Genomic DNA, 24,988 nt, shown 5'->3' on the forward strand with positions numbered 1-24,988 from the left:
ACGAATGGCCGTGAAGTTGTCACGGTCGAGCGAATTTTACGGAAAAACTGGAGAAGAGAATGAAAAGCTTTATGTCACGTGCAGCGTTGGCTGGCCTGTTGCTGGGTGCATCGATGCTGGCAACGGCTGCCACACCTGCTCCCAAAGGTGCTCAAGCGTTCATCGTTTCCCCGGAAGACGGTGCGACGGTGGGGCAGGAGTTCAAGGTCAAGTTTGGCGTGAAGGACATCTCACTTGCCCCGGCCGGTGATGTCACCAAAAACACGGGTCACCATCACTTGCTGATCGATGTCGACAAGCTACCTGCCGAAGGCGCACCGATTCCGACAGATGCCAACCACATGCACTTCGGCAAGGCGCAAACCGAGGCCACCATCAAACTGGCACCGGGCAAGCACACCTTGCAGCTCGAACTGGGCGACAGCGGTCACATGCCGTTCGATCCGCCGATCGTTTCGAAGAAAATCACCGTGACTGTGAAGTAACTTTTCCACAGGCATGAAAAAGGGAGACCAGATGGTCTCCCTTTTTTGTCGCTCAAGCAGCGATCAGAACAACACGCGGCAACGAATGGTGCCGTTGATGTGCTGCAGCTTCTCTTGCGCCATTTCCGAGTATTCGGCATCGACGTCGATTACGACATAGCCGACTTTCTCGTTGGTCTGCAGGAACTGACCGGAAATGTTGATGCCGTTTTCGGCGAAGACCTTGTTGATCTCGCTCATCACACCCGGAATGTTCTCGTGGATGTGCAGCAGACGGTGCTTGCCAGGGTGAGCCGGCAGAGCCACTTCCGGGAAGTTCACGGACGATACCGACGTACCGTTGTCGCTGTACTTGACCAGTTTTTCCGCCACTTCCAGACCGATGTTGGCCTGCGCTTCCGCGGTGGAACCACCGATGTGCGGGGTCAGGATCACGTTGTCCAGGCCGCGCAGCGGGCTTTCGAACTCTTCTTCGTTGGAGCGCGGCTCCACCGGGAATACGTCGATGGCCGCGCCGATCAGGTGCTTGTCCTTGATCGCGTCCGCCAAGGCGTCCAACTCAACCACGGTGCCGCGAGCAGCGTTAATCAGAATGCCGCCCTTCTTGATGGCGCGGATTTCTTTCTCGCCGATCATCCACTGGGTGGCTGCGGTTTCCGGAACGTGCAGGGTGACGATGTCGGACATGCCCAGCAGCTCGTGCAGGTTACCGACCTGGGTGGCGTTACCCAGTGGCAGCTTGGTCACGGTGTCGTAGAAGTACACCTGCATGCCCAGGCCTTCAGCCAGGACCGACAATTGTGTACCGATCGAGCCGTAACCGACGATACCCAGCTTCTTGCCACGGATTTCGAAGGAGTTGGCTGCGCTCTTGATCCAGCCGCCACGGTGGCAGGAAGCGTTCTTCTCAGGAATGCCGCGCAGCAACAGGATCGCTTCGGCCAATACCAGTTCGGCTACGGAGCGAGTGTTGGAGTACGGCGCGTTGAATACCGCAATGCCGCGTTCGCGAGCCGCGTTGAGGTCGACCTGGTTGGTGCCGATGCAGAAACAGCCGACAGCTACCAGTTTCTTCGCATGATCGAAGATCTCTTCGGTCAGTTGAGTGCGGGAGCGAATGCCGATGAAGTGAGCATCAGCGATCTTTTCCTTCAGCTGGGCTTCCGGCAGAGAACCTGTGAGGTACTCGATGCTGGTGTAGCCCGCCGCCTTGAGGACGTCGACAGCCGATTGGTGGACGCCTTCGAGAAGAAGGAACTTGATCTTGCTCTTATCGAGAGAAGTCTTGCTCATCTGCGTAAACCTGTATCCCGGAGAAAATTGGCAGGGAAGTAGCCAGCAGACGCTGACCCGAGCGGCATGACAGCCGTCGCCGCAGAACAGCCTTTGGGCACTATCCTGCGGGGTCGGTATGCTAGCATATGCACCCCGCTAAACACTCATTCCTGCGACGTGAAGCGTCTTCAGGATGACCATGAATTGTTCGAGAGTTCTGTCGATGACCAATCCTGCGCTGATTGATGAGCTGAAGACCCTGGTTGAGCCTGGCAAGGTGCTGACCGACGCCGACTCCCTGAATGCTTACGGTAAGGATTGGACCAAACATTTCGCCCCGGCCCCGACGGCCATTGTGTTCCCCAAGACTACCGAGCAGGTCCAGGCCATTGTCCGTTGGGCCAATGAGCACAAGGTTGCGTTGGTGCCGTCCGGCGGTCGTACCGGGCTTTCGGCTGCGGCGGTGGCGGCCAATGGCGAAGTGGTCGTGTCCTTCGACTACATGAACCAGATCCTCGACGTGAACCTGACCGACCGCACGGCCGTTTGTCAGCCGGGCGTGGTTACCGAGCAATTGCAGAACAAGGCCGAAGAGCACGGTCTGTACTACCCGGTGGACTTCGCGTCGGCCGGTTCCAGTCAGATTGGCGGCAATATCGGCACCAATGCCGGCGGGATCAAGGTGATTCGCTACGGCATGACCCGCAATTGGGTAGCCGGCATGAAAGTCGTCACCGGCAAGGGCGATCTGCTGGAGCTGAACAAGGACCTGATCAAGAACGCCACTGGCTACGACCTGCGTCAGCTGTTTATCGGCGCCGAAGGCACGCTGGGTTTTGTGGTCGAGGCCACCATGCGTCTGGACCGTGCGCCGAAAAACCTCACCGCGATGGTCCTCGGCACCGCCGATTTCGATTCGATCATGCCGGTATTGCACGCGTTCCAGAACAAACTTGACCTGACCGCCTTCGAATTCTTCTCCGACAAAGCCCTGGCCAAGGTCATGGCGCGCGGTGATGTGCCGGCTCCGTTCGAATCCGATTGCCCGTTCTACGCGCTGCTGGAATTCGAAGCCACCACTGAAGAAGTGGCCAACCACGCCCTGGAAACCTTCGAGCACTGCGTCGAGCAGGGCTGGGTGCTGGACGGCGTGATGAGCCAGAGCGAAACCCAGTTGCAGAACCTCTGGAAGCTGCGCGAGTACATCTCCGAAACCATTTCCCACTGGACGCCCTACAAGAACGACATTTCGGTCACTGTGTCGAAAGTCCCGGGGTTTCTGAAGGAAATCGATGCGATCGTCGGCGAACACTACCCGGATTTCGAAATCGTCTGGTTCGGCCACATCGGCGACGGCAACCTGCACTTGAACATCCTCAAGCCGGATAACCTGAGCAAGGACGAGTTCTTCGCCAAGTGCGCGAGCGTCAACAAGTGGGTGTTCGAAACCGTCGAAAAGTACAACGGTTCGATTTCCGCCGAACACGGCGTGGGCATGACCAAGCGTGACTACTTGACCTACAGTCGCTCGCCGGTTGAGATCGAGTACATGAAAGCCGTCAAAGCGGTGTTCGACCCGAACGGCATCATGAACCCGGGCAAGATTTTCGCTGTTTGATTCTTCGAACTTTAAGAGCACGAAGCAGGAGTCGGTCAATGAGCTATCAGCACCAGTATGTCGACGGTACGCGTATTCATTTCCCGTTGGGGAAAGTGGTATGCATCGGCCGTAACTACGCCGAACACGCCAAGGAACTGGATAATCCGGTGCCTACTGAACCACTGCTGTTCATCAAGCCGGGCAGTTGCGTGGTGCCGCTGGAAGGCGGTTTCAGCATTCCGACCGAGCGTGGCTCGGTGCATTACGAAGCGGAAATCGCTGTGTTGATCGGCAAGCCGTTGTCGACCAAACCGAGTCGTGAAGAAGTGCTGGATGCCATCTCCGGCATCGCCCCGGCCCTTGACCTGACCCTGCGCGACAAACAGGCCGAACTGAAAGCCAAGGGCCTGCCGTGGGAAATCGCCAAATCCTTCGATGGCGCGGCGGTAATTGCGCCGTTCGTGGCGAGCAGTACCTTCGCCGACCTGACCGACATTGGCATCCGCCTGACCATCAATGGCGAAGTGCGCCAGGATGGCAACAGCAAGGACATGCTGAATCCGATCGTGCCGATGATCCAGTACATGGCCGGCTGCTTCTCGCTGCAGGCCGGTGACGTGATCCTTACCGGTACGCCGGTGGGTGTTGGCCCGCTGAATGTCGGTGACGAACTGGTGCTCGAACTGCCGGGTGCCAGCCGCTTCACCAGCAGCGTCCGCTGACCCAACACAAAACCCTGTGGGAGCGGGCTTGCCCGCGATGGCGGTCTGACATTCAACATCAATGTTGAATGTTATGGCCTCATCGCGGGCAAGCCCGCTCCCACAATGGTTTCTAGTGGTCGCAAATTTCTGTCCACACAGGGCAATCCCGCCATTTCCTGTTTTTTTCACATCTTGTCTGGATAATTCCGGGGCTTCTGGCGTCTGAGCCTGTCCCAATGTGCTATTACCCATAGCCTGAATTTCTGGAACGCATCCCTGCATGGCCACCCAACCGCTGCCCAAGCTGAAAACTGCCCGCCGCTCGCGCTTTGTCATGCGTTGGTATTCCTGGCTTTTGCTGGTGGCGGCTGCCGTCTATGGCCTCGTGTTTGCGATGCATTGGGATGATCGCGGCTTGCTCTGGGTGATGGAGCGCTTCGAAAGCCCGGCTGAGAAAAAAGAGAGTATCTGGTTGCCGGATTACCGGGCGGTGATCGACGCCCAGCAGCTGCCGGGCATGGAGAAGGATGAAGCGTCAGACGTGTCTTATGACCCGCAGACCAAAACCCTGTTTGCGGTGATGGGCAAGAACCCGTTCCTGGTCGAGCTGACGTTGCAGGGCGATGTATTGCGCAAAATGCCGCTGGTGGGTTGGAGCAATCCGGAAGGGGTGGCGGTCATGGGCAATGGTTTGTTGGCGATCACCGATGAGCGCTCGCACCTGCTCTCCATCGTCAAGGTCGATGCCGATACTCGCGAACTGAATATCGCCAGTTTCCCGAAATATGACCTGGGTCCGTCGAAAAACCAGAATAAAGCCTTCGAAGCGATCGTTTGGGATGCACGCAACCAGCAACTGTTGCTGGGTGAAGAGCGTCCACCGGTGTTGTTCAGCTGGAAAAGCGACGGCAGCCCAATCCTCCAGGGCGACAAGCAAAAGCTGTCCAGCGATGAACTGGATATTCGCAATCTGTCAGCCCTGGCCATCGATTCGCGCACTGGCCATACCCTGGTGCTGTCCGCCGACTCTCACTTGTTGCTGGAATTGGACGAGAAAGGCGAGCAGGTCAGCTTCATGACTTTGCTGGGTGGTTTCAATGGTCTGAAAAAAACCATTCCCCGTGCCGAAGGCGTGACCATGGACGAAGCGGGCACGCTGTACATGGTGAGTGAGCCGAACCTGTTCTATCGCTTCGAAAAACAACGGTAGGGGCTGCCGAATTTCGGTAATTGTGGTCGAAGGCCAGTGGCCATTAAGCTTGAATTCATACTGCCGTGGTATTTCATCCACCCGTCTTGTTTCCGAGCTCGCCTGAATGCGCCGACTTGCCCGTCCCAAACCCCTGATGCTGATCTTGTCGGTCATTGCGCTGATCGTGCTGATTGCCGTCGGCCAGTACCTGCGTCTGTTCGAGCGCACCTGGTTCAATGTGCAGACGCTATGGCAACCGATGAATGCTCAGTCGATTGGCCTGGATCAGTATCAGGTAGTGATCGAGGCGCGAGTCATTGACGGTCTGGACGACGATGTTTCAGCCCTCACCTTCGATCCCGTGCGCAAAAGCCTGTTCACCGTCACCAACAAAAATGCCGAGCTGATTGAGATGTCCCTGGAGGGCAAAATCCTGCGGCGTGTGGCGTTGGTCGGGTTTGGCGACCCGGAGGCGGTGGAATTCATCAGCGCTGACACTTACGTGATCACCGACGAGCGCCAGCAGCGGCTAATCAAGATTCATCTGGAGAAGGACACGACGTTCCTCGATGCCGCGGACGCCGAGCAGATAACCCTCGGCGTGCATATGAGTGGCAACAAGGGTTTCGAAGGGTTGGCCTATGACTCGGTGGGCAAGCGCTTGTTTGTCGCCAAAGAGCGCGATCCGATGCTGATTTACGAAGTGCAGGGCTTTCCGCACTACAACCCGGAGAAGTCCTACGCGGTGCATGTGGTAAACAACCCCAAGCGTGATGCCGGGATGTTCGTACGGGATCTGTCGAGCCTGCAATACGACGAGCGCAGCGGCCATTTGCTGGCGCTGTCGGATGAGTCGCGACTGATTCTGGAACTGGATGTCGATGGGCGACCGCTGACCACCCTTTCACTGAGCAAGGGGCGTCAGGGATTACAGAAAACTGTGCCGCAAGCGGAAGGCATCGCCATGGACGACGACGGCACCTTGTACCTCGTCAGCGAGCCGAATCTTTTCTACGTATTCAAAAAACCACCGCAAAACTGATAAACACCCCAAAACAAATGTGGGAGCGGGCTTGCTCGCGAAAGCGGTGTGTCAGCAACATTGATGTCGACTGACACTCCCTCTTCGCGAGCAAGCCCGCTCCCACACTGTTGGGTGTTTGCCTTATTGGGCGCGCAGGGTTTTCACGCCTTCACTCGTCCCCAGCAGCAGCAAATCAGCCGGGCGGGCTGCGAACAAGCCGTTGGTGACCACGCCGACGATCGCATTGATCTGTGTTTCCAGCTCCACCGGGTTGGTGATCTGCATGTTGAACACATCGAGGATGATGTTGCCGTTGTCGGTCAGCACGCCTTCACGGTAAACCGGGTCGCCGCCGAGCTTCACCAGTTGGCGGGCCACGTGGCTGCGGGCCATCGGGATCACTTCCACCGGCAGCGGGAACGCACCGAGGACTGGCACCAGTTTGCTGGCGTCGGCGATGCAGATGAAGGTCTTGGCCACGGCCGCGACAATCTTCTCGCGGGTCAGGGCCGCGCCGCCGCCCTTGATCAGGTTCAGGTGCTCGTCGCTTTCATCGGCGCCGTCGACGTAGAACTCCAGGTCGCTGACGGTATTGAGCTCATACACCGGAATGCCGTGGCCCTTGAGGCGTGCGGCGGTGGCTTCGGAACTGGCGACCGCGCCATCGAACGCGCCTTTGTGCTTGGCCAGGGCATCGATGAAGCAGTTGGCGGTGGAGCCGGTGCCGACCCCGACGATGCTCTTGTCGTCGAGTTTTGGAAGGATGAAGTCGACGGCGGCCTGGGCTACGGCCTGTTTGAGTTGATCCTGGGTCATGCGGGCTCCGAAGTGCCGAAAGGGGAACGAAAGGCCGGCATTATAGGCCTCGCGATAGTGCAGGGGGAAACACTCCTGTGGCGAGGGGGCTTGCCCCCGTTGGAGTGCGCAGCGCTCCCCTGGCATTCTTTCAGACATACCGCATAAACAGATTTTACGACTGCTTCGCAGCCGAACGGGGGCAAGCCCCCTCGCCACAATGGATCCGCGGTGTCTGCGAAGCCTGAAACCTCATGATTCGTGTGGTCGCCCGCCCAAAAGCCGGGTTAGACTCCTTGGCCCTGCCCAACCCGCTCAGTGATGCTTTCCGATGCTCGAACAGTACGTCAAAAAGATCCTCACCTCGCGCGTTTATGACGTTGCCGTAGAAACCCCATTGCAGACTGCCCGCCAGCTCTCCGAGCGGCTGGGCAACGATATCTGGCTCAAGCGTGAAGACTTGCAGCCGGTGTTCTCGTTCAAGATTCGCGGCGCCTATAACAAGCTGACGCAACTGAGCGATGAAGAGCGTGCTCGCGGCGTGGTCACCGCGTCGGCGGGCAACCATGCGCAAGGCCTGGCCCTGGCGGCCAAGGTACTGGGCGTGAAAGCGACCATTGTGATGCCCAAGACCACCCCGGAGATCAAGGTCGAAGGCGTGCGTTCGCGCGGCGGCAAAGTGGTGTTGCACGGGGATTCGTTCCCGGAAGCCCTGGCCTACTCGCTGAAACTGGTCGATGAGAAAGGCTACGTCTACATTCACCCTTACGATGATCCCCACACCATTGCCGGGCAGGGCACGGTGGCCATGGAGATTCTGCGCCAGCACCCGGGGCGTCTGGATGCGATCTTCGTTCCGGTGGGCGGCGGCGGGCTGATCGCCGGGATCGCGGCGTACGTGAAATACCTGCGCCCGGACATCAAAATCATCGGCGTCGAACCCGATGACTCCAACTGCCTGCAAGCCGCCATGGCGGCCGGCGAGCGCGTGGTTTTGCCAACTGTGGGTCTCTTCGCCGATGGCGTCGCGGTGGCGCAGATCGGCCAGCACACTTTCGATATCTGCAAAGATTACGTAGACGAAGTTATCACCGTCAGCACCGACGAGATCTGCGCAGCAATCAAGGATATCTACGACGATACCCGGTCGATCACTGAACCTGCCGGCGCCTTGGGCGTGGCCGGGATCAAGAAGTATGTCGAGCAACGCGGCATCACGGGTCACACCTTCGTGGCCATCGACTCCGGTGCCAACGTCAACTTCGACCGCTTGCGCCATGTGGCTGAGCGCGCTGAACTGGGCGAGGGCCGCGAAGCCATCATTGCCGTGACCATCCCCGAGAAACCGGGCAGCTTCAAGGCGTTCTGCGAAGCCATCGGCAAGCGCCAGATCACCGAATTCAATTACCGCTACAACACCGGCAGCGAAGCGCACATTTTTGTCGGCGTGCAGACGCATCCAGACAACGACCCTCGCAGTGCGCTGCTCGCCAGTCTCACCGAGCAGGGTTTCCCGGTGCTTGACCTGACCGACAACGAACTGGCCAAGTTGCACATTCGTCATATGGTTGGCGGGCGTGCCGCCCAGGTTGTCGATGAAGTGGTGCTGCGTTTCGAGTTCCCGGAGCGTCCGGGTGCTTTGTTCAACTTCCTTAACAAACTCGGCGGGCGCTGGAACATTTCGATGTTCCACTACCGCAACCACGGCGCGGCCGATGGTCGTGTGGTCGCAGGCCTGCAAGTGCCGCACGACGAGCGTCATCTGGTACCGGCCGCGCTGGAAGAAATCGGTTACCCGTACTGGGACGAAAGCGACAACCCGGCCTATCAGCTGTTTCTCGGCTGAGCGGCTACGCTGACGAGCAAGTCATAAGGAAATCGAACAATGGAAACGTTAACCGCCCTCAAAATCGCTCATGGCGTAGCGACGGTGTTGCTGTTGATCAGCGCGCTGGGACTGGCGATCTGGGTCTGGCGCACACGCCGTAACGGCGACGCGACGGCTCACACTCGTACCTTGCAACGACCGCAGGTGTTCATCTGGCTGTTGATGGGCCTGGCGCTGCTGAGCATGCCGTTCACTGGTTGGTGGATGGTGCATCTGGTGGGCTGGCCGTTGGGGCAGACCTGGCTGTTGGCTTCCAGTGTGCTGTATACCTTGGCGGCGTTGGGGTGGTTCTGGTTGGTGGTGCGACTGAATCGGCTGCGTAAGGCGCCCGCGGGGGGAAATGGGAAGTTTACGTTTGCGTTGGCGTTGTTCAGCTTTGTCTGCTTTGTCGCCATTGCGGGATTGATGGGGGCCAAGCCGGTTTAAGGCTTGAAACCAGAGATGCCCCGAAAAGATCGCAGCCTTCGGCAGCTCCTACAGAGTTTGGCGTACACCTGTAGGAGCTGCCGAAGGCTGCGATCTTTTGATGTTCAATCGCGCAACGAAATTACCGGCCAACCACGCTTTTCAGCCTCGGCCCGCAGATTCACGTCCGGATCAACAGCAATCGGATTCGCCACCTGCTCCAGCAACGGCAAGTCATTCATCGAATCGCTGTAGAAATAGCTGTCTTCCAGAGTGTGGCCAGTCTCTTCCAGCCAACGAATCAATCGGGTCACCTTGCCTTCACGAAAGCACGGGATATCGGTGCTGCGCCCGCTGTAACGACCGTCGATCATTTCGCATTCGGTGGCGATCAGGGTTTCGACGCCTAAACGTGCTGCAATCGGCCCGGTCACAAAGCGGTTGGTGGCGGTGATGATCACCAGCTTGTCGCCGGCTTCACGGTGTTTGGCCAGCAGTTCGATGCCCTTGGGCAGCACGATCGGTTCGATGCAGTCGCGCATGTAGTCCAGATGCCATTGCTCCAGTGTGGCCATCTCGGTGCGGCCGAGAACTTCCAGGCAGAAGTTCAGGTACGCGTCGTTATCCAGCTTGCCGGCCAGGTAATCCTGATAGAACTCGTCGTTGCGTGCCTTGTAGGCAACGGCGTCGAGGAAACCGCGTTCGCACAGATAATCGCCCCAGGCGTGGTCACTGTCACCGCCCAGAAGCGTGTTGTCCAAGTCGAATAAAGCCAGCCGCATTGCAGTTACTCGCTGAAAAGTCTGTAGAAAGGTGTCCAGAATACGGACTTTTCACAAGAGTGCACATAAGGTAGGTCGGCTCGTTGCTGCTTTCACAACCTTTGTGGAACAATGCCCCGATATGCGTTTGCGAGGTTGTTGCCGTGATCGACCCCGATGGTTTCCGCCCCAATGTCGGGATCATTCTGACGAATGATGCCGGCCAGGTGCTATGGGCTCGCCGTATCAATCAAGATGCCTGGCAGTTTCCACAGGGAGGGATCAACCCCCAGGAGACGCCGGAAGACGCCTTGTACCGCGAGTTGAACGAAGAAGTGGGCCTGGAGCGCGAAGATGTTGAAATACTCGCCTGCACCCGGGGCTGGTTGCGCTATCGTTTGCCGCAACGTCTGGTCAGGACGCACAGCCAACCGCTGTGCATCGGCCAGAAGCAGAAATGGTTTCTCCTGCGCCTGATCTCCAACGAGCAGCGGGTGCGGATGGATTTGACCGGTAAACCGGAATTCGATGGCTGGCGCTGGGTCAGTTATTGGTATCCGTTGGGCCAGGTGGTGACATTCAAGCGCGAGGTTTATCGCCGCGCTCTCAAAGAGCTTGCCCCGCGCCTTTTAGCGCGCGACTGACGACGGAGTTCGACCCCGAGCCATGCTCAATACGCTGCGCAAGATCGTCCAGGAAGTTAACTCCGCCAAGGATCTCAAGGCGGCGTTGGGGATTATTGTGTTGCGCGTCAAAGAGGCCATGGGCAGCCAGGTCTGCTCGGTCTACCTGCTTGACCCAGAGACCAACCGCTTCGTGCTGATGGCCACCGAGGGCTTGAACAAGCGCTCGATCGGCAAAGTCAGCATGGCACCCAACGAAGGTCTGGTCGGCCTGGTCGGCACGCGTGAAGAACCCCTGAACCTCGAAAACGCCGCGGATCACCCGCGCTACCGTTACTTCGCCGAGACCGGTGAAGAGCGCTACGCCTCATTCCTCGGGGCGCCGATCATTCACCACCGTCGCGTTGTCGGTGTGTTGGTCATTCAGCAAAAAGAACGCCGCCAGTTCGATGAAGGTGAAGAAGCCTTCCTCGTGACCATGAGCGCGCAACTCGCCGGCGTTATCGCCCACGCCGAGGCCACCGGTTCGATCCGTGGCCTGGGCCGTCAGGGCAAAGGTATCCAGGAAGCAAAGTTCGTCGGTGTACCGGGTTCGCCGGGCGCGGCGGTCGGAACCGCGGTCGTCATGCTGCCGCCGGCCGATCTGGACGTGGTGCCGGACAAGACCATCACCGACATCAACGCGGAACTTGGCCTGTTCAAGACCGCCATCGAGGGCGTACGCGCCGACATGCGTGCCTTGTCCGCCAAGCTGGCGACCCAGCTGCGGCCTGAAGAACGGGCGCTGTTCGACGTTTACCTGATGATGCTCGACGATGCCTCGCTCGGCAGCGAAATCACCACGGTGATCAAGACCGGTCAGTGGGCTCAGGGCGCGTTGCGTCAAGTGGTCACCGAACACGTCAACCGTTTCGAATTGATGGACGACGCCTACCTGCGTGAGCGCGCCTCGGACGTCAAAGACCTCGGTCGGCGCTTGCTGGCTTATCTGCAGGAAGAGCGGCAGCAGACCCTGGTCTACCCCGACAACACTATTCTGGTCAGCGAAGAACTGACGCCGGCGATGCTCGGCGAAGTGCCGGAAGGCAAGCTGGTGGGACTGGTGTCGGTACTCGGTTCCGGCAACTCCCACGTGGCGATCCTGGCGCGCGCCATGGGTATTCCGACGGTGATGGGCCTGGTCGACTTGCCGTACTCCAAGGTCGACGGCATCCAGATGATCGTCGACGGCTACCACGGCGAGGTCTATACCAACCCGAGTGACGTGCTGCGCAAGCAGTTCGCCGAGGTGGTCGAGGAAGAGAAGCAACTGGCCCTCGGTCTGGATGCGCTGCGGGACCTGCCGTGCATAACGGTCGACGGTCACCGCATGCCGCTGTGGGTCAACACTGGCCTGCTGGCGGACGTGGCGCGGGCGCAGAAGCGCGGTGCCGAGGGCGTGGGTCTGTACCGCACTGAAGTGCCGTTCATGATCAACCAGCGCTTCCCAAGCGAAAAAGAGCAGCTGGCGATCTATCGCGAGCAGCTCGCCGCGTTCCATCCGCAACCGGTGACCATGCGCAGCCTGGACATCGGCGGCGACAAGGCGCTGTCGTACTTCCCGATCAAGGAAGACAACCCGTTCCTTGGCTGGCGCGGCATTCGCGTGACGCTCGACCACCCGGAAATCTTCCTGGTGCAGACCCGCGCCATGCTCAAGGCCAGCGAAGGCCTGAACAACCTGCGCATTTTGCTGCCGATGATTTCCGGCACCCATGAACTGGAAGAAGCCCTGCACCTGATCCACCGTGCCTGGGGCGAAGTCCGCGACGAAGGCTGCGACGTGCCTATGCCGCCGATTGGCGTGATGATCGAGATTCCGGCGGCGGTGTATCAGACCAAGGAACTGGCCCGGCAAGTGGACTTCCTGTCGGTCGGTTCCAACGACCTGACCCAGTATCTGCTGGCCGTGGACCGCAACAACCCGCGGGTGGCCGATCTCTACGACTACCTGCACCCAGCGGTGCTGCAAGCCCTTCAGAGCGTGGTGCGTGACGCTCATGCCGAAGGCAAGCCTGTGAGTATCTGCGGCGAAATGGCCGGTGACCCGGCGGCGGCGGTGTTGTTGATGGCGATGGGTTTCGACAGCCTGTCGATGAACGCCACCAACTTGCCGAAAGTGAAGTGGATGCTGCGTCAGATTAACCTGAGCAAGGCCAAGGAATTGCTGGCGGAACTGATGACCATCGACAACCCGCAAGTTATCCACAGCTCGCTGCAGTTGGCGCTGAAGAACCTTGGGTTGGCGCGGATGATTAATCCGGCTTCGGTCAAGACCCTCTGACTGAGTGGACTCGAAAAGATCGCAGCCTTCGGCAGCTCCTACAGGTGTACGCAAAACCCTGTAGGAGCTGCCGAAGGCTGCGATCTTTTAGATTTTGATCTCCACTTCTCCAAGATGCCCCCCATACGGCCCGAAACTCCTTTCGACCATATGCCGCCCCCCATCCGCCTGAACGATCAACGCCGTGCTCGCCCGTGTCCCGTAAGTCGGGCTCTTGATAAACACGCTCGACAACAACGTCTCGGTAGCCTGCCCCACGCCAGTGTCCGGCAATTCGGCAAGCGGCGCCGTCTGCGGGTCGCTCAGCAAGGCCAATAGTGCCTGCGGCTGCGGATCGCCCAACACTTCGCTCAATGCTGCCTTGGCCTTGAGCACTTTCGGCCACGGCGTATCCAGCCCCGCGTTCGATAGGCCATAAACCCCAGGTTTGAGCATGACTGCCTCTGTCTCACGGGCATTGAAGTGCCATAGCTCATTGGCATTGCCGATCAGCAGGTTAAACCCGGCATATTCCAGCGTACGTGCAACAACGTCGCTTAAGTAGTCGTCAATCGACATGTCCCCGCTGAGAAACTGCGCCACCAGTTCGCCTCGCGACTTGCGCGCTGGTGGTTGAAGGGGATCACGGATGTTGGTCAGCGCGGCGAAGCGCCCGTTGGCGCCGACACCGAGCCACGTACCGCCAGCCTCAAGGTCACGACCGGCATACACGTGCGGAGCTTGCGGCCATTGCGCCAGGGGCAGGCTGGGCCGGGCGTAGAATTCGTCGCGGTTCGCCGCCACGATCAGCGGCTGGGCATGACCCGGCCGCCAAGCACAAACAATCAGGCACATAAGGTGGTCCTTGTGTGTTTTTTGCTCACTCTACGCAGACATCGCTCATCGATCCATCGCCATCCACAGTGGAGCCCGAGGCCATGCATCCGTTACCATGCCGCTCCTGATTCGGGATGCTTGGGGATGCGGACATGGAATTTCTGCTCTATCTGGCGCTGGGCGCCTGTGCGGGCGTGCTGGCCGGGCTGTTTGGAGTAGGCGGCGGGATCATCATTGTCCCGGTGCTGGTGTTTAGTTTCACCTTGCAGGGATTTGATGCGTCGATCCTGACGCATCTGGCAGTCGGCACCTCGCTGGCGACGATCATCTTTACGTCGGTCAATGCGATTCGCGAGCACCATCGCCGCGGGGCCGTGCGTTGGCCGATTTTTGCCTGGATGACGCTGGGCATTCTGATCGGTGCCGGTTTCGGTGCGCTGACTGCCGAAGCGATTTCCGGGCCGAATTTGCAGAAGATCATAGGTGTATTTGCGCTGATCATCGCCGTTCAACTCGCTTTGGACTTCAAGCCCAAGGCCAGCCGAACGGTCCCCGGTAAAGTCGGTCTGACCGTGGCTGGCAGCATTATTGGCTGGGCCTCGGCGATTTTCGGGATCGGCGGCGGCTCGTTGACCGTGCCGTTCCTGACCTGGCGCAGCGTGCCGATGCAGCAGGCGGTGGCCACTTCGTCGGCCTGTGGCCTGCCTATCGCCTTGGCCAGTGCATTAAGTTTCATGATTCTGGGGTGGCACGATCCACTGCTGCCGGCCCATAGTCTCGGTTTTGTTTATTTGCCGGCGCTGCTGGGGATCGCCCTGACCAGCATGGTTTTCGCCCGCCTCGGTGCGCGACTGGCCCACACGCTGTCGCCGCGCTTGCTGAAAAGACTGTTTGCCGCTTTGCTGTTTTGCGTCGGCTTGAGCTTCTTGCTCTGACGCGCAGCGCAATCCTGGCTTAATCCTGGCGTGACAGCGTCATCCGGGAATTTGAAGGTTTCAACTCTAACGAGGAGTCGCAATGCTGCCTTACCCGCAGATCGACCCGGTGGCCCTGGCCATCGGCCCGCTGAAAATCCACTGGTACGGCCTGATGTACCTGATCGGCATCGGCGGCGCGTGGCTGCTGGCGTCCCGTCGGCTGAACCGCTTCGACCCGACCTGGAGCAAAGAGAAACTCTCCGACATGGTGTTTTGGATGTCGATGGGCGTCATTGTCGGCGGCCGTTTAGGTTATGTGCTGTTCTACGACCTGAGCGCCTACATCGCCAACCCGCTGCTGATTTTCGAAGTGTGGAAGGGCGGCATGTCGTTCCACGGCGGGTTCATCGGTGTGATGTTGGCCGCGTTGTGGTTCGGTAAAAAGAACGGCAAGTCGTTCTTCCAGCTGATGGACTTCGTCGCACCGATGGTGCCGATCGGTCTGGGCGCCGGACGTATCGGCAACTTCATCAATGCTGAGTTGTGGGGCAAGGCCACCGATGTGCCGTGGGCGATGGTCTTCCCGACCGATCCGGCGCAACTGGCGCGTCACCCGTCGCAGCTGTATCAGTTCGCCCTCGAAGGCGTGGCGCTGTTCGCCATTCTCTGGCTGTTCTCGCGCAAGCCGCGGCCGACCATGGCGGTGTCCGGGATGTTCGCGCTGTTCTATGGCATCTTCCGTTTCATCGTCGAATTCGTTCGCGTGCCGGACGCGCAACTGGGTTATCTGGCCTGGAACTGGCTGACCATGGGCCAGGTGCTGTGCGTACCGATGATCGTCGGCGGGCTGTTCCTGATCTGGCTGGCTTATCGACGCGCCCCGGCGGCCCCCGCTGCTGCTGTATAAGAAGCAGGCGCTATAAATTCGAACCCCGCGGGCTTTGGCCCCGGGTTCAAGGACACAGGTAATTCATGAAGCAATATCTCGAACTGGTCGCCCACGTCATCAAGAACGGGACCAAACAGGCCAACCGCACCGGCGTGAACACCATCAGCTTTCCGGGCGCGATGCTGCGCTTCGATCTGCAGGAGGGTTTCCCGGCGATCACCACCCGCAAGATGGCCTTCAAATCCGCCATCGGCGAGATGTGCGGTTTTCTGCGTGGGGTGAACAACGCCGCCGAATTCCGTGCGCTGGGCTGCAAGGTCTGGGACCAGAACGCCAACGAAAATGCGCAGTGGCTGGCCAACCCGTTCCGTCAGGGTGAAGACGACCTCGGTGAGATCTACGGCGTGCAATGGCGCAAATGGCCGGCGTACAAGCAGATTCCGGTCAGCAACCAGGCCGCCATCGAGCAGACGTTGAGCCAGGGTTATCGTCAGATTGCCGAAGGCGAAGAAGACGGTCAGGCCTACGTGGTGCTGTACAAGGCGATCGACCAGATCCGCCAGTGCGTCGACACCATTATCAAGGACCCGGGCAGCCGCCGCATCCTGTTCCACGGCTGGAACGTCGCGCAACTTGATGAAATGGCTTTGCCACCGTGCCACTTGCTGTACCAGTTCCACCCGAACGTCGAGACCAAAGAGATTTCTTTGACCCTCTACATCCGTTCGAACGATCTGGGCCTGGGCACGCCGTTCAACCTCACCGAAGGCGCCGCGCTGCTGAGCCTGATCGGTCGCTTGACCGGTTACACCCCGCGCTGGTTCACCTATTTCATCGGCGACGCCCACGTCTACGAAAACCACCTGGACATGCTCAACGAACAGCTCAAGCGCGAGCCGTTCCCGATGCCGAAACTGGTGATTTCCGACCGCGTGCCGGAGTTTGCCAAGACCGGTGTTTATCAGCCGGAATGGCTGGAGTTGATCGAACCGAGTGATTTCTCGTTGGAAGGCTATGAACACCACGCGCCGATGACCGCGCCAATGGCGGTCTAGTCTCTCCTGATCGTTCCCACGCTCTGCGTGGGAACGAATCCCGTGACGCTCTGCGTCACAGTGGACGCGGAGCGTCCATGGCTGCATTCCCACGCAGAGCGTGGGAACGATCACGGGCTGCTAATGCCCGTGACTGCGCCCGACATGGGAATGCTCAACCTCCGTCGCCACCACCCCGCCGCTCACTTCCAACCGCTGCAAAATCCCGCACTGATCGATATCCGGCCCTTCGCTGCAGCGTTGGCGCAGGTCGAGCAGTTGTGTCTGCAAGGCCAGCAAACCGTCGATTCGTGCCTTCACATGGTGGATGTGTTCGTCGATCAACGCGTTGACGTTTTCACATTGATCTTGCGGGCTGTCGCGCAGGGCCAGCAGGCTGCGGATTTCCTCGAGGGTCATGTCCAGGGTGCGGCAGTTGCGGATGAAAGTCAGGCGCTCGGCGTGGGCCTGGGTGTAGACGCGGTAATTGCCGTCGCTGCGGGCCGGCTCCGGCAGCAGGTTTTCGCGCTCGTAGTAGCGGATGGTTTCCACGGCGCAGTCGGTGAGTTTCGCCAGTTCTCCGATTTTCATCGCGACAATCTCCAAAAGGATGCTTGACCCTATAGTGGCTACAGGGTCTTTACTTGGCAACAGGCACCTTCATGGACGCGACCAATGAGCGATTCTCTTCACACCCACAAACCCAAGGCCGGGCACGATCACAGTCACAAGCTGCAGCCTGTGCAGCAGCACAACCATGGTGGCCACGGGGATTCCTGCTGTTCCTCCAAAGCGGCGGCACCTTCGCGGATTGTGTTGAGCGAGACGCCGACCGCCAGTGCGCGGCTGAGCAGTTTCCGCATCGAGGCGATGGACTGCCCGACCGAGCAGACGCTGATCCAGAACAAACTCGGCAAGCTTTCGGGTGTGCAGCAACTGGAATTCAACCTGATCAACCGGGTGTTGGGCGTGACCCATGACCTGCCAAGTACCGCGCCGATCATCGACGCGATCAAGTCCCTCGGCATGCACGCCGAGCCGATGGAGCAGGGCGCTGAAGCGCCGGCGTCGAGCCCTAAACCTGCGAAAAAGCCCTGGTGGCCGCTTGCCCTGTCCGGCGTCGGGGCGCTGGCCGCCGAGCTTATCCACTTCACCAATGCGGCGCCAAACTGGGTGGTGGCAGTTATCGCGCTGATCTCGATCCTCAGCGGTGGCCTCAGCACTTACAAAAAGGGCTGGATCGCCCTGAAAAACCTCAACCTGAACATCAACGCGCTGATGAGCATCGCAGTGACCGGTGCGATCCTGATCGGCCAATGGCCGGAAGCGGCGATGGTGATGTTCCTGTTCACCGTGGCCGAGTTGATCGAAGCCAGGTCTCTGGACCGGGCGCGCAACGCCATCGGCGGGCTGATGCAGATGGCCCCCGAGCAGGCCACGGTGCAGCAGGCCGACGGCAGTTGGGTCGCCCAACCGGTTAAAGACATCGAACTGGGTGCGCGGGTGCGGGTGCGTCCCGGCGAACGGATCGGTCTGGACGGTGAAGTGCTGTCCGGCAACTCGACCATCGATCAGGCGCCGATCACCGGTGAAAGCCTCCCGGTGGAGAAAACCATCGGCGACAAGGTGTTCGCCGGCACCATCAACCAGTCCGGTTCGCTGGAATATACCGTGACTGCCGCAGCGAACAATTCGACCCTGGCGCGGATTATCCACGCCGTGGAACAGGCTCAGGGTGCACGCGCTCCGACCCAGCGTTTCGTCGACGCCTTCTCGAAAATCTACACCCCGGCGGTGTTCATCCTGGCCCTGGCCGTGGCGGTGATCCCGCCGCTGTTCATGGACGCGCTGTGGTTCGACTGGATCTACCGGGCGTTGGTGTTGCTGGTGGTCGCCTGCCCATGTGCATTGGTGATTTCCACCCCGGTGACCATCGTCAGTGGCCTCGCGGCAGCGGCGCGCAAAGGGATTCTGATCAAGGGCGGCGTTTATCTTGAGCACGGCCACAAACTCGATTACCTGGCCCTCGACAAGACCGGCACCCTCACTCACGGCAAACCGGTGCAGACCGACTATTTGTCCCTCGACCCAATCGCAGATGAAATAGCCCCGGCCATTGCGGCGGCACTGGCCGGTCGTTCGGATCACCCGGTGTCACTGGCCATCGCCAATGCGGCTGTTGATAAACAACTCAAGCCGCTGATTGTGGATAACTTCGAAGCCCTGGCCGGTCGTGGCGTGCGCGGCGAGATCAACGGTGAGCTCTACCACTTGGGCAACCATCGCCTGGTGGAAGATTTGGGCCTGTGTTCGCCAGCGCTGGAAGAGAAACTGTTTGCTCTGGAGAAACAGGGCAAATCCGTGGTGCTGTTGCTCGACAAGTCGGGTCCCTTGGCGCTGTTTGCCGTCGCGGACACAGTGAAAGCGTCCAGTCGCGAAGCGATCCAGCAGCTGCATGAGTTGGGCATCAAAACCCTGATGCTGACCGGCGACAACGTTCACACCGCCCAGGCCATCGCCGCCCATGTGGGCATCGATCAGGCGCAGGGCGATCTGTTGCCGACCGATAAGCTGCAAGCTATCGAAACGCTGTATGCCCAAGGCCATCGGGTCGGGATGGTCGGCGACGGCATCAACGACGCTCCGGCACTGGCGCGGGCCGAGATCGGTTTCGCCATGGCAGCCGCCGGCACCGACACCGCCATTGAAACCGCTGATGTCGCCCTGATGGACGACGATCTGCGCAAAATCCCTGCTTTCATTCGCCTGTCGCGGCAGACCTCGAATATCCTCAAACAGAACATTGCTCTCGCATTGGTCATCAAAGCGATCTTTCTTGGGGTAACCTTCGCCGGGATCGCCACCATGTGGATGGCGGTGTTCGCCGACATGGGCGTGAGCCTGTTGGTAGTGTTCAACGGTTTGCGCCTGTTGCGCAAATAGACGATGAGGGAAGGGCGTGCTGAGTGCCGAGCTGAAGGCGTTTTACATGGTTGCCCGATTGGGCAGCATTACCCTGGCAGCGAAAAAGCTCGGCCTGAGCCAACCGACGGTGACGACCCAGATTCGGCATCTGGAAAGCCAGTACTCGGTTGAGCTGTTCTATCGTGGCGGCCGCCGCCTCAGCGTCAGTGACGAAGGCGCGCGGTTGTTGCCGATGGTCAAGGCGCTGTTGCAACAGGAAGCTGACATCGAGTTTTTCCTGCGTAACAGCGGTCAGGTCCAGGGCACGTTGCGCATTGCTGCCACGGCGCCGTATTACATCCTCGACCTGGTGAAGACCTTTCGCGAGCGCTTGCCGCAGGTGGAGGTGTCGGTGGAAATCGGCAACTCCCAACAGGTATTGGAGGCGCTGGAGGATTACCGGGTCGATGTCGCTGCGTCCTCGCAGTTGCTGGACGATGCGCGGCTGATTCGCCGGGTGCTCGGCAGCGATCCACTGGTGCTGGCGGTGCACCGCAATCATCCGCTGGCGGTGCATGATCATGTACCGCTCAGTGCGCTGGCAGGCCATACCTTGTTGATGCGGGAGTCGGGCTCGACCACTCGGCGCTTGACCGAAGAATTGCTGGCCAACGCGGGGGTGAGTTTTGGACCGTTGCTGGAGATTGGCAGCCGGGAGTCGATTCGTGAGGCGGTATTGCGCAACATCGGCATCAGCATCATTGCTCGGCAGGAAGTGCCGCACGATCCGCAATTGCGGGTGCTGACTATCGAAAATGCGCCGCAGATTCCCGAGTACCTGTACTGCCTCAAGGAGCGAAAAGGTGCGCGGCTGCCGGCGGCGTTTCTGGGGTTGGCGCAGGAAATGGCCCCAGCCTGAGACTTGTGGCGATGCTTATGGCCTCTTCGCGGGCAAGCCTCGCTCCTACAGGTTGATCGCATTCCCCTGTAGGAGCGAGGCTTGCCCGCGAAGGCGTCCGTCGGTACGCCGCCGCATCCAACCCAAATCCCCGAATACCACTATCGGCCGTTTTTGCCTCGTTGCCACATGACGGACGCATTGCAAACCTAGGATGGCCCTCATCTGCTTGATGAGGTCTGTCCATGAACCACTCGACTGCAACTACCCTGACCAACCCCGGCGCGCCGATGAAAGTGCGCGGCGTGCAGAAACGCTTCGGCGCGTTCACTGCGCTGGATAACGTCTCCCTCGACGTGGCGGCCGGTGAGCTGGTGTGCCTCTTGGGGCCGTCGGGCTGTGGCAAAACCACCTTGCTGCGCTGCATCGCCGGTCTTGAGAAACAAGACAGCGGCGAGTTGTACCTCGGCGATCGCGACGTTTCCCACCTGGCACCTCAGGCACGGGACTACGGCATTCTCTTTCAGTCCTACGCACTGTTTCCCAATCTCACCGTCGAGGCGAACATCGCCTACGGCCTCGCCGGTAGCAGTCGCGATGAAGTGCGCCAGCGCGTCGGTCAGATGCTGGAACTGGTCGGCCTGATCGGCAGTGAGAAAAAATACCCCGGCCAATTGTCCGGCGGCCAACAGCAACGCGTCGCACTGGCTCGGGCTCTGGCGCCGGCGCCTTCGTTGCTGCTGCTGGACGAACCGATGTCGGCGCTCGACGCCCGGGTCCGCGAGCATCTGTGCACCGAACTGCGCCAATTGCAGCGCAACCTCGGTGTCACCACCCTGATGGTCACCCACAATCAGGACGAAGCCATGCTGATGGCCGACCGCATCGCCGTGATGAACAACGGCAAGGTCGAGCAGTACGCCACGCCACAGGAAATCTACGACCGTCCGGCCACACCGTTTGTGGCCGAGTTCGTCGGTCAGGGCAACTGGCTGCCGTTCCGCCGTAGCAGCGACAGTCATGCCCAGGTCGGCGGGATGAACATGCGTCTGGCTGAAGGCAGCGCTAAAACTGCCTCGGGCCGTTTGTTCTGCCGTCCCGAAGCCATCAACGTCAACCCGCCGGTGCATGAAGAAAACCTGTTCCCGGCCAAGGTTCGCGAGATCACTTTTCTCGGCAACCGCTGCCGCATGAGCTTCGAACTCGATCAACTGCCGGGCCATGCGCTACTGGCGGAACTGGCGCCGGAAGCCATGCCGCGTCTCGGCGCGCAGCAGATCATGGTCGCCTTGCCGCCGCGCAGCCTGCAGGTGTTTGCCTGATGAGCGCGAACGTCGCGCTGCCGATACCGCACAAGCAGGTCCGGCAGACCTCCCGTGCCGAAATCGGCGACCGGATGTTCGTGGTTGGCGGCAAGGTCCTGCTGCTGGTGTTGCTCGGCGTTGCGGTGTTGATGCCGTTGCTGGCGATCTTCTGGCGTGGTTTCAGCTCTGAAGCCGGGCAGGGCGGTGGTCTGGTGGCTGCCCGTGAACTGCTGACCAGTGCGAATTTCCACTGGTTGCTGGGCAACAGTTTGAAAGTTTCCCTCAGCGTCGCAGCGATTGTCGTACCGCTGGCTTACCTGTTTGCCTACGCCCTGCAACGCACATTGATTCCCGGTAAAGGCATCTGGCGCGGCATGTCGTTGTTGCCGCTGATGGCGCCGTCGATGCTGCCGGGGATCGCTTTGGTTTATCTGTTCGGCAATCAGGGCATGCTGCGCGGTTTGCTCTCGGACAATATCTACGGCTTCTGGGGCATTGTTCTGGGCGAGGTCATCTACACCTTCCCACACGCGCTGATGATTTTGCTGTCGGCGCTGTCACTGGCGGATGCGCGACTGTTCGATGCTGCTTCCAGCATGGGCGCTAGCTCGGCGAAAGCCTTTCGCAGCATCACCTGGCCGGCGACCCGTCAGGCGGTGTTCGCGGCGTTCTGCCTCGTCTTCACCCTGACCATCACCGACTTCGGCGTGCCCGTGGTGGTCGGTGGCGACTATCAAGTGCTGGCGCTGGAAGCCTACAAAGCCGTGGTCGGTCAGCAACAGTTCGGTCGCGGCGCGCTGATCGGCATGGTGTTGCTGCTGCCGGCGCTGTTCAGCTTCGGCGTCGATGCGTGGCTGCGTCGGCGCCATGGCGATTCCATGAGCGGTCGGGCGCAAGTTTTTCAACCGGCACCATCGAAGCTGCGCGACGGTTGTTATCTGGCCATCGTGCTGTTGATCTGCGCGGTGTTGCTGCTGGTCTTCGGCATGGCGGTGTACTCGTCGCTGGTGAAATTCTGGCCGTACAACCTGTCGCTATCGCTCAACCATTACCAGTTCAACGACACGGCGGGCGGCGGCTGGCTGGCCTACGGCAACAGCGTGAAAATGGCTTTGTGTACGGCGTTGATCGGCAGTGTGCTGATCTTCACCGGTGCTTACCTGATGGAAAAAACCAAGGGTCAGCGCGGACTGAATCTGACACTGCGCATGCTCAGTTTCGTACCGATGGCGGTGCCGGGTCTGGTGCTGGGCCTGGGTTACGTCTTCTTCTTCAACCTCACCGGCAACCCGCTGCATGTGCTCTACGGGACCATGACGCTGCTGGTGGTCTGCACCATTGCTCACTATTTGACCACTGCACAAATGACCGCCACCACCGCGCTGCGCCAACTCGATGCCGAGTTCGAAGCCGCCGCGCTGTCGCTCAAGGCGCCGCTGTATCGGCATTACCTTCGGGTGACCGTGCCGATCTGCCTGCCGGCGCTGCTGGACATCGTGCGCTACCTGTTCGTCTCGGCCATGACCACCGTCTCGGCGGCGATCTTCCTCTACAGCCCCGACACCATCCTCGCGGCGGTGGCGGTGCTGAACATGGACGACGCTGGCAACGTCGGCGGCGCGGCGGCGATGTCGACCCTGATTCTGTTCACCTCGGCGGGCGTGTCCCTGCTGCTGGCTTGGGCCTCGCGCGGTTTGTTGCGTCGCTCCCAAGCCTGGCGGCAGACCGCGCCCAGTCATTGATTTGCCCCCACACCTCAACTCAAACAGGAAAAGATCATGTTCAAGCCTTTGGCCCTGGCCGCTGCTGTCCTCACCGCTTTCAGCCTGAATGCCTTTGCGGCGAAAACCGAGTTGACGGTGTACACCGCCCTCGAAGCCGAACAACTGAAGACCTACAAAGAGGCCTTTGAAAAGGCCAACCCGGACGTCGAGATCAAGTGGGTGCGCGATTCCACCGGCATCATCACCGCCAAACTCCTGGCCGAAAAAGCTCGTCCACAAGCTGACGCGGTCTGGGGCCTGGCAGCCTCGAGCCTGGCGATCCTCGATCAGCAAGGGATGCTGCAAAGCTACGCACCGAAGGATCTGGGCAAGATCGGCGGTAACTATCGCGACGCCGCTAACCCGCCAGCCTGGGTCGGCATGGACGTCTGGGCGGCGACCATTTGCTTCAACACAGTCGAGGCTGAAAAGCAGGGTCTGAGTAAACCCGTGAGCTGGCAGGACCTGACCAAGCCTGAATACAAAGGCAAGATCGTCATGCCCAACCCGGCCTCGTCCGGCACCGGTTTCCTCGACGTCAGCGCCTGGCTGCAAACCTTCGGCGAGAAGCAGGGCTGGCAGTACATGGACGACCTGCACCAGAACATCGGCCAGTACGTTCACTCTGGTTCCAAACCGTGCAAACTCGCCGCCGCCGGGGAGTTCCCGATCGGTATTTCCTTCGAATACCCGGCCGTTCAGCTGAAACGCCAGGGCGCGCCGCTTGACATCATCCTGCCGAAAGAAGGCCTGGGCTGGGAGATCGAAGCGACGGCCGTGATCAAAGGCACACCGCACGAAGACGCGGCGAAGAAGCTGGCTGACTTCTCTGCAAGCCCGGCGGCGATGGAGCTTTATAAGGAGAACTTCGCCGTGCTCGCGCAACCGGGTATCGCCAAGCCGCAGACTGAATTGCCGGCGGATTATGAGCAGCGTTTGATCAAGAACGACTTTGCCTGGGCCTCTAAGAATCGCGACCAGATCCTTACCGAATGGCGTAAGCGTTATGACGGCAAGTCCGAGAAAGTGGCTGCCAAGTAAGTTCTTTATTGGCTGACAGGGCCCCATCGCGGGCAAGCCCGCTCCCACAGGGATTTATGGCGGACACAGATTTTGTGAGCGCCACGGACCTTGTGGGAGCGGGCTTGCCCGCGATGGCGGTCTCGAATTCAGGAACAAATCTCCATGACTCACCACAACGACATGCTGATCGTAGGCGCCGGCATTCTCGGCCTGTCCCACGCCTATGCCGCTGCCAAACGCGGCCTCAAGGTCAAAGTCTTCGAGCGCAGCGAAACCCCACTCGGCGCGTCGGTGCGCAACTTCGGCCAGGCACTGGTCACCGGCCAACCCCCGGGCTCAATGCTGGAACTGGCCAAGGCCAGCCG

Annotated in this window: 23 protein-coding genes; 18 read left to right on the top strand and 5 right to left on the bottom strand. The window is 59.9% G+C overall.

Going from position 1 to position 24,988, the window contains the following annotated elements; genetic code table 11:
* Window positions 1–59: 59 nt before the first annotated feature.
* Window positions 60–485, top strand: coding sequence for a DUF4399 domain-containing protein (locus F6R97_RS16225; protein ID WP_038980897.1), 426 nt, complete (start codon window positions 60–62; stop codon window positions 483–485).
* Between the two features lie 63 nt (window positions 486–548).
* On the opposite strand, the gene serA is transcribed toward F6R97_RS16225, so the two are convergent.
* Window positions 549–1,778 carry a phosphoglycerate dehydrogenase gene (serA, locus tag F6R97_RS16230; protein ID WP_007897715.1) on the bottom strand — a complete coding sequence of 410 codons (1,230 nt, stop codon included), beginning with the start codon at window positions 1,776–1,778 and terminating at the stop codon, window positions 549–551.
* Window positions 1,779–1,983: 205 nt separating this feature from the next.
* On the opposite strand from serA, the gene F6R97_RS16235 reads away from it, so the two are divergent.
* The 4 genes from F6R97_RS16235 to F6R97_RS16250 all read left to right on the top strand — a co-directional run bounded on the left by F6R97_RS16235 (window position 1,984) and on the right by F6R97_RS16250 (window position 6,298).
* Window positions 1,984–3,378 (top strand): FAD-binding oxidoreductase, encoded by a 1,395-nt coding sequence (locus F6R97_RS16235; RefSeq protein ID WP_315866817.1) that lies wholly within the window; start codon window positions 1,984–1,986, stop codon window positions 3,376–3,378.
* Between the two features lie 38 nt (window positions 3,379–3,416).
* A complete protein-coding gene (locus F6R97_RS16240) occupies window positions 3,417–4,082 on the top strand; it encodes a fumarylacetoacetate hydrolase family protein (protein ID WP_038980899.1) in 666 nt (221 codons plus the stop codon).
* 262 nt (window positions 4,083–4,344) lie between these two features.
* Window positions 4,345–5,274 (top strand): SdiA-regulated domain-containing protein, encoded by a 930-nt coding sequence (locus F6R97_RS16245; protein WP_315866808.1) that lies wholly within the window; start codon window positions 4,345–4,347, stop codon window positions 5,272–5,274.
* A gap of 106 nt (window positions 5,275–5,380) precedes the next feature.
* Window positions 5,381–6,298: an SdiA-regulated domain-containing protein gene (locus tag F6R97_RS16250; RefSeq protein ID WP_038980901.1), complete on the top strand. Its 918-nt coding sequence runs from the start codon at window positions 5,381–5,383 to the stop codon at window positions 6,296–6,298.
* A gap of 123 nt (window positions 6,299–6,421) precedes the next feature.
* On the opposite strand, the gene rpiA is transcribed toward F6R97_RS16250, so the two are convergent.
* Entirely contained in the window at window positions 6,422–7,096 is a 675-nt protein-coding gene (gene rpiA, locus F6R97_RS16255) for a ribose-5-phosphate isomerase RpiA (RefSeq protein WP_007897721.1), read from the bottom strand.
* A 310-nt stretch (window positions 7,097–7,406) separates the two neighbouring features.
* Here rpiA and ilvA point away from each other — a divergent pair, with 310 nt between their 5' ends.
* Window positions 7,407–8,921, top strand: a complete 1,515-nt coding sequence (gene ilvA, locus F6R97_RS16260; RefSeq protein ID WP_315866809.1) for a threonine ammonia-lyase, biosynthetic — start codon at window positions 7,407–7,409, stop codon at window positions 8,919–8,921.
* A 39-nt stretch (window positions 8,922–8,960) separates the two neighbouring features.
* A complete protein-coding gene (locus F6R97_RS16265) occupies window positions 8,961–9,389 on the top strand; it encodes a DUF2269 domain-containing protein (protein WP_038980903.1) in 429 nt (142 codons plus the stop codon).
* Window positions 9,390–9,493: 104 nt separating this feature from the next.
* Here F6R97_RS16265 and F6R97_RS16270 read toward each other — a convergent pair whose 3' ends face one another.
* On the bottom strand, window positions 9,494–10,150 hold the full coding sequence (locus tag F6R97_RS16270) for an HAD family hydrolase (protein ID WP_315866810.1): 657 nt from the start codon (window positions 10,148–10,150) through the stop codon (window positions 9,494–9,496).
* Between the two features lie 143 nt (window positions 10,151–10,293).
* Here F6R97_RS16270 and F6R97_RS16275 point away from each other — a divergent pair, with 143 nt between their 5' ends.
* Together F6R97_RS16275 and ptsP are read left to right on the top strand one after the other, a co-directional pair.
* Entirely contained in the window at window positions 10,294–10,773 is a 480-nt protein-coding gene (locus tag F6R97_RS16275) for an RNA pyrophosphohydrolase (RefSeq protein WP_007897732.1), read from the top strand.
* A gap of 22 nt (window positions 10,774–10,795) precedes the next feature.
* Window positions 10,796–13,075, top strand: coding sequence for a phosphoenolpyruvate--protein phosphotransferase (gene ptsP, locus F6R97_RS16280; RefSeq protein ID WP_038980905.1), 2,280 nt, complete (start codon window positions 10,796–10,798; stop codon window positions 13,073–13,075).
* A gap of 87 nt (window positions 13,076–13,162) precedes the next feature.
* Here the strand turns inward: ptsP and F6R97_RS16285 are convergent, their stop codons facing one another.
* Window positions 13,163–13,909, bottom strand: coding sequence for an NRDE family protein (locus tag F6R97_RS16285; RefSeq protein WP_315866811.1), 747 nt, complete (start codon window positions 13,907–13,909; stop codon window positions 13,163–13,165).
* A 134-nt stretch (window positions 13,910–14,043) separates the two neighbouring features.
* On the opposite strand from F6R97_RS16285, the gene F6R97_RS16290 reads away from it, so the two are divergent.
* From F6R97_RS16290 to F6R97_RS16300, 3 genes are all read left to right on the top strand, one after another.
* A complete protein-coding gene (locus F6R97_RS16290; RefSeq protein ID WP_038980907.1) occupies window positions 14,044–14,826 on the top strand; it encodes a sulfite exporter TauE/SafE family protein in 783 nt (260 codons plus the stop codon).
* An 82-nt stretch (window positions 14,827–14,908) separates the two neighbouring features.
* Window positions 14,909–15,715 (top strand): prolipoprotein diacylglyceryl transferase, encoded by an 807-nt coding sequence (gene lgt, locus F6R97_RS16295; RefSeq protein WP_038980908.1) that lies wholly within the window; start codon window positions 14,909–14,911, stop codon window positions 15,713–15,715.
* Window positions 15,716–15,780: 65 nt separating this feature from the next.
* Complete coding sequence (locus F6R97_RS16300; protein ID WP_008068024.1) at window positions 15,781–16,752, top strand: thymidylate synthase; 972 nt, start codon at window positions 15,781–15,783, stop codon at window positions 16,750–16,752.
* 120 nt (window positions 16,753–16,872) lie between these two features.
* Here F6R97_RS16300 and cadR read toward each other — a convergent pair whose 3' ends face one another.
* The gene (gene cadR, locus F6R97_RS16305; RefSeq protein ID WP_007897786.1) at window positions 16,873–17,322 is read right to left on the bottom strand and encodes a Cd(II)/Pb(II)-responsive transcriptional regulator; all 450 of its coding nucleotides are present in this window, start codon (window positions 17,320–17,322) and stop codon (window positions 16,873–16,875) included.
* Between the two features lie 84 nt (window positions 17,323–17,406).
* On the opposite strand from cadR, the gene F6R97_RS16310 reads away from it, so the two are divergent.
* The 6 genes from F6R97_RS16310 to F6R97_RS16335 all read left to right on the top strand — a co-directional run.
* Entirely contained in the window at window positions 17,407–19,674 is a 2,268-nt protein-coding gene (locus tag F6R97_RS16310; RefSeq protein ID WP_038980909.1) for a heavy metal translocating P-type ATPase, read from the top strand.
* A 16-nt stretch (window positions 19,675–19,690) separates the two neighbouring features.
* A complete protein-coding gene (locus tag F6R97_RS16315) occupies window positions 19,691–20,554 on the top strand; it encodes a LysR family transcriptional regulator (protein WP_038980910.1) in 864 nt (287 codons plus the stop codon).
* 224 nt (window positions 20,555–20,778) lie between these two features.
* Window positions 20,779–21,855, top strand: coding sequence for a putative 2-aminoethylphosphonate ABC transporter ATP-binding protein (locus F6R97_RS16320; RefSeq protein ID WP_315866812.1), 1,077 nt, complete (start codon window positions 20,779–20,781; stop codon window positions 21,853–21,855).
* Window positions 21,855–23,579 carry a putative 2-aminoethylphosphonate ABC transporter permease subunit gene (locus F6R97_RS16325; protein WP_315866813.1) on the top strand — a complete coding sequence of 575 codons (1,725 nt, stop codon included), beginning with the start codon at window positions 21,855–21,857 and terminating at the stop codon, window positions 23,577–23,579. Before F6R97_RS16320 ends, F6R97_RS16325 begins: the two co-directional genes overlap by 1 nt.
* Window positions 23,580–23,615: 36 nt before the next feature.
* Complete coding sequence (locus F6R97_RS16330) at window positions 23,616–24,641, top strand: putative 2-aminoethylphosphonate ABC transporter substrate-binding protein (RefSeq protein WP_038980913.1); 1,026 nt, start codon at window positions 23,616–23,618, stop codon at window positions 24,639–24,641.
* Window positions 24,642–24,785: 144 nt separating this feature from the next.
* A partial coding sequence (locus F6R97_RS16335) for an FAD-dependent oxidoreductase (protein WP_315866814.1) occupies window positions 24,786–24,988 on the top strand: 203 nt, incomplete at its 3' end.

The sequence above is a fragment of the Pseudomonas sp. JV414 genome, assembly GCF_032424305.1.
GTDB classification, from domain to species: domain Bacteria; phylum Pseudomonadota; class Gammaproteobacteria; order Pseudomonadales; family Pseudomonadaceae; genus Aquipseudomonas; species Aquipseudomonas lini.

Coding starts and splice junctions, on each gene's coding strand:
- F6R97_RS16285 (WP_315866811.1), bottom strand. CDS start 13,909: ATGTGCCTGATTGTTTGTGCTTGGCGGCCGGGTCATGCCCAGCCGCTG.
- F6R97_RS16290 (WP_038980907.1), top strand. CDS start 14,044: ATGGAATTTCTGCTCTATCTGGCGCTGGGCGCCTGTGCGGGCGTGCTG.
- F6R97_RS16250 (WP_038980901.1), top strand. CDS start 5,381: ATGCGCCGACTTGCCCGTCCCAAACCCCTGATGCTGATCTTGTCGGTC.
- F6R97_RS16330 (WP_038980913.1), top strand. CDS start 23,616: ATGTTCAAGCCTTTGGCCCTGGCCGCTGCTGTCCTCACCGCTTTCAGC.
- rpiA (WP_007897721.1), bottom strand. CDS start 7,096: ATGACCCAGGATCAACTCAAACAGGCCGTAGCCCAGGCCGCCGTCGAC.
- F6R97_RS16235 (WP_315866817.1), top strand. CDS start 1,984: ATGACCAATCCTGCGCTGATTGATGAGCTGAAGACCCTGGTTGAGCCT.
- F6R97_RS16240 (WP_038980899.1), top strand. CDS start 3,417: ATGAGCTATCAGCACCAGTATGTCGACGGTACGCGTATTCATTTCCCG.
- F6R97_RS16325 (WP_315866813.1), top strand. CDS start 21,855: ATGAGCGCGAACGTCGCGCTGCCGATACCGCACAAGCAGGTCCGGCAG.
- lgt (WP_038980908.1), top strand. CDS start 14,909: ATGCTGCCTTACCCGCAGATCGACCCGGTGGCCCTGGCCATCGGCCCG.
- F6R97_RS16225 (WP_038980897.1), top strand. CDS start 60: ATGAAAAGCTTTATGTCACGTGCAGCGTTGGCTGGCCTGTTGCTGGGT.
- F6R97_RS16310 (WP_038980909.1), top strand. CDS start 17,407: ATGAGCGATTCTCTTCACACCCACAAACCCAAGGCCGGGCACGATCAC.
- ilvA (WP_315866809.1), top strand. CDS start 7,407: ATGCTCGAACAGTACGTCAAAAAGATCCTCACCTCGCGCGTTTATGAC.
- ptsP (WP_038980905.1), top strand. CDS start 10,796: ATGCTCAATACGCTGCGCAAGATCGTCCAGGAAGTTAACTCCGCCAAG.
- F6R97_RS16245 (WP_315866808.1), top strand. CDS start 4,345: ATGGCCACCCAACCGCTGCCCAAGCTGAAAACTGCCCGCCGCTCGCGC.
- F6R97_RS16270 (WP_315866810.1), bottom strand. CDS start 10,150: ATGCGGCTGGCTTTATTCGACTTGGACAACACGCTTCTGGGCGGTGAC.
- F6R97_RS16320 (WP_315866812.1), top strand. CDS start 20,779: ATGAACCACTCGACTGCAACTACCCTGACCAACCCCGGCGCGCCGATG.
- F6R97_RS16265 (WP_038980903.1), top strand. CDS start 8,961: ATGGAAACGTTAACCGCCCTCAAAATCGCTCATGGCGTAGCGACGGTG.
- F6R97_RS16300 (WP_008068024.1), top strand. CDS start 15,781: ATGAAGCAATATCTCGAACTGGTCGCCCACGTCATCAAGAACGGGACC.
- cadR (WP_007897786.1), bottom strand. CDS start 17,322: ATGAAAATCGGAGAACTGGCGAAACTCACCGACTGCGCCGTGGAAACC.
- serA (WP_007897715.1), bottom strand. CDS start 1,778: ATGAGCAAGACTTCTCTCGATAAGAGCAAGATCAAGTTCCTTCTTCTC.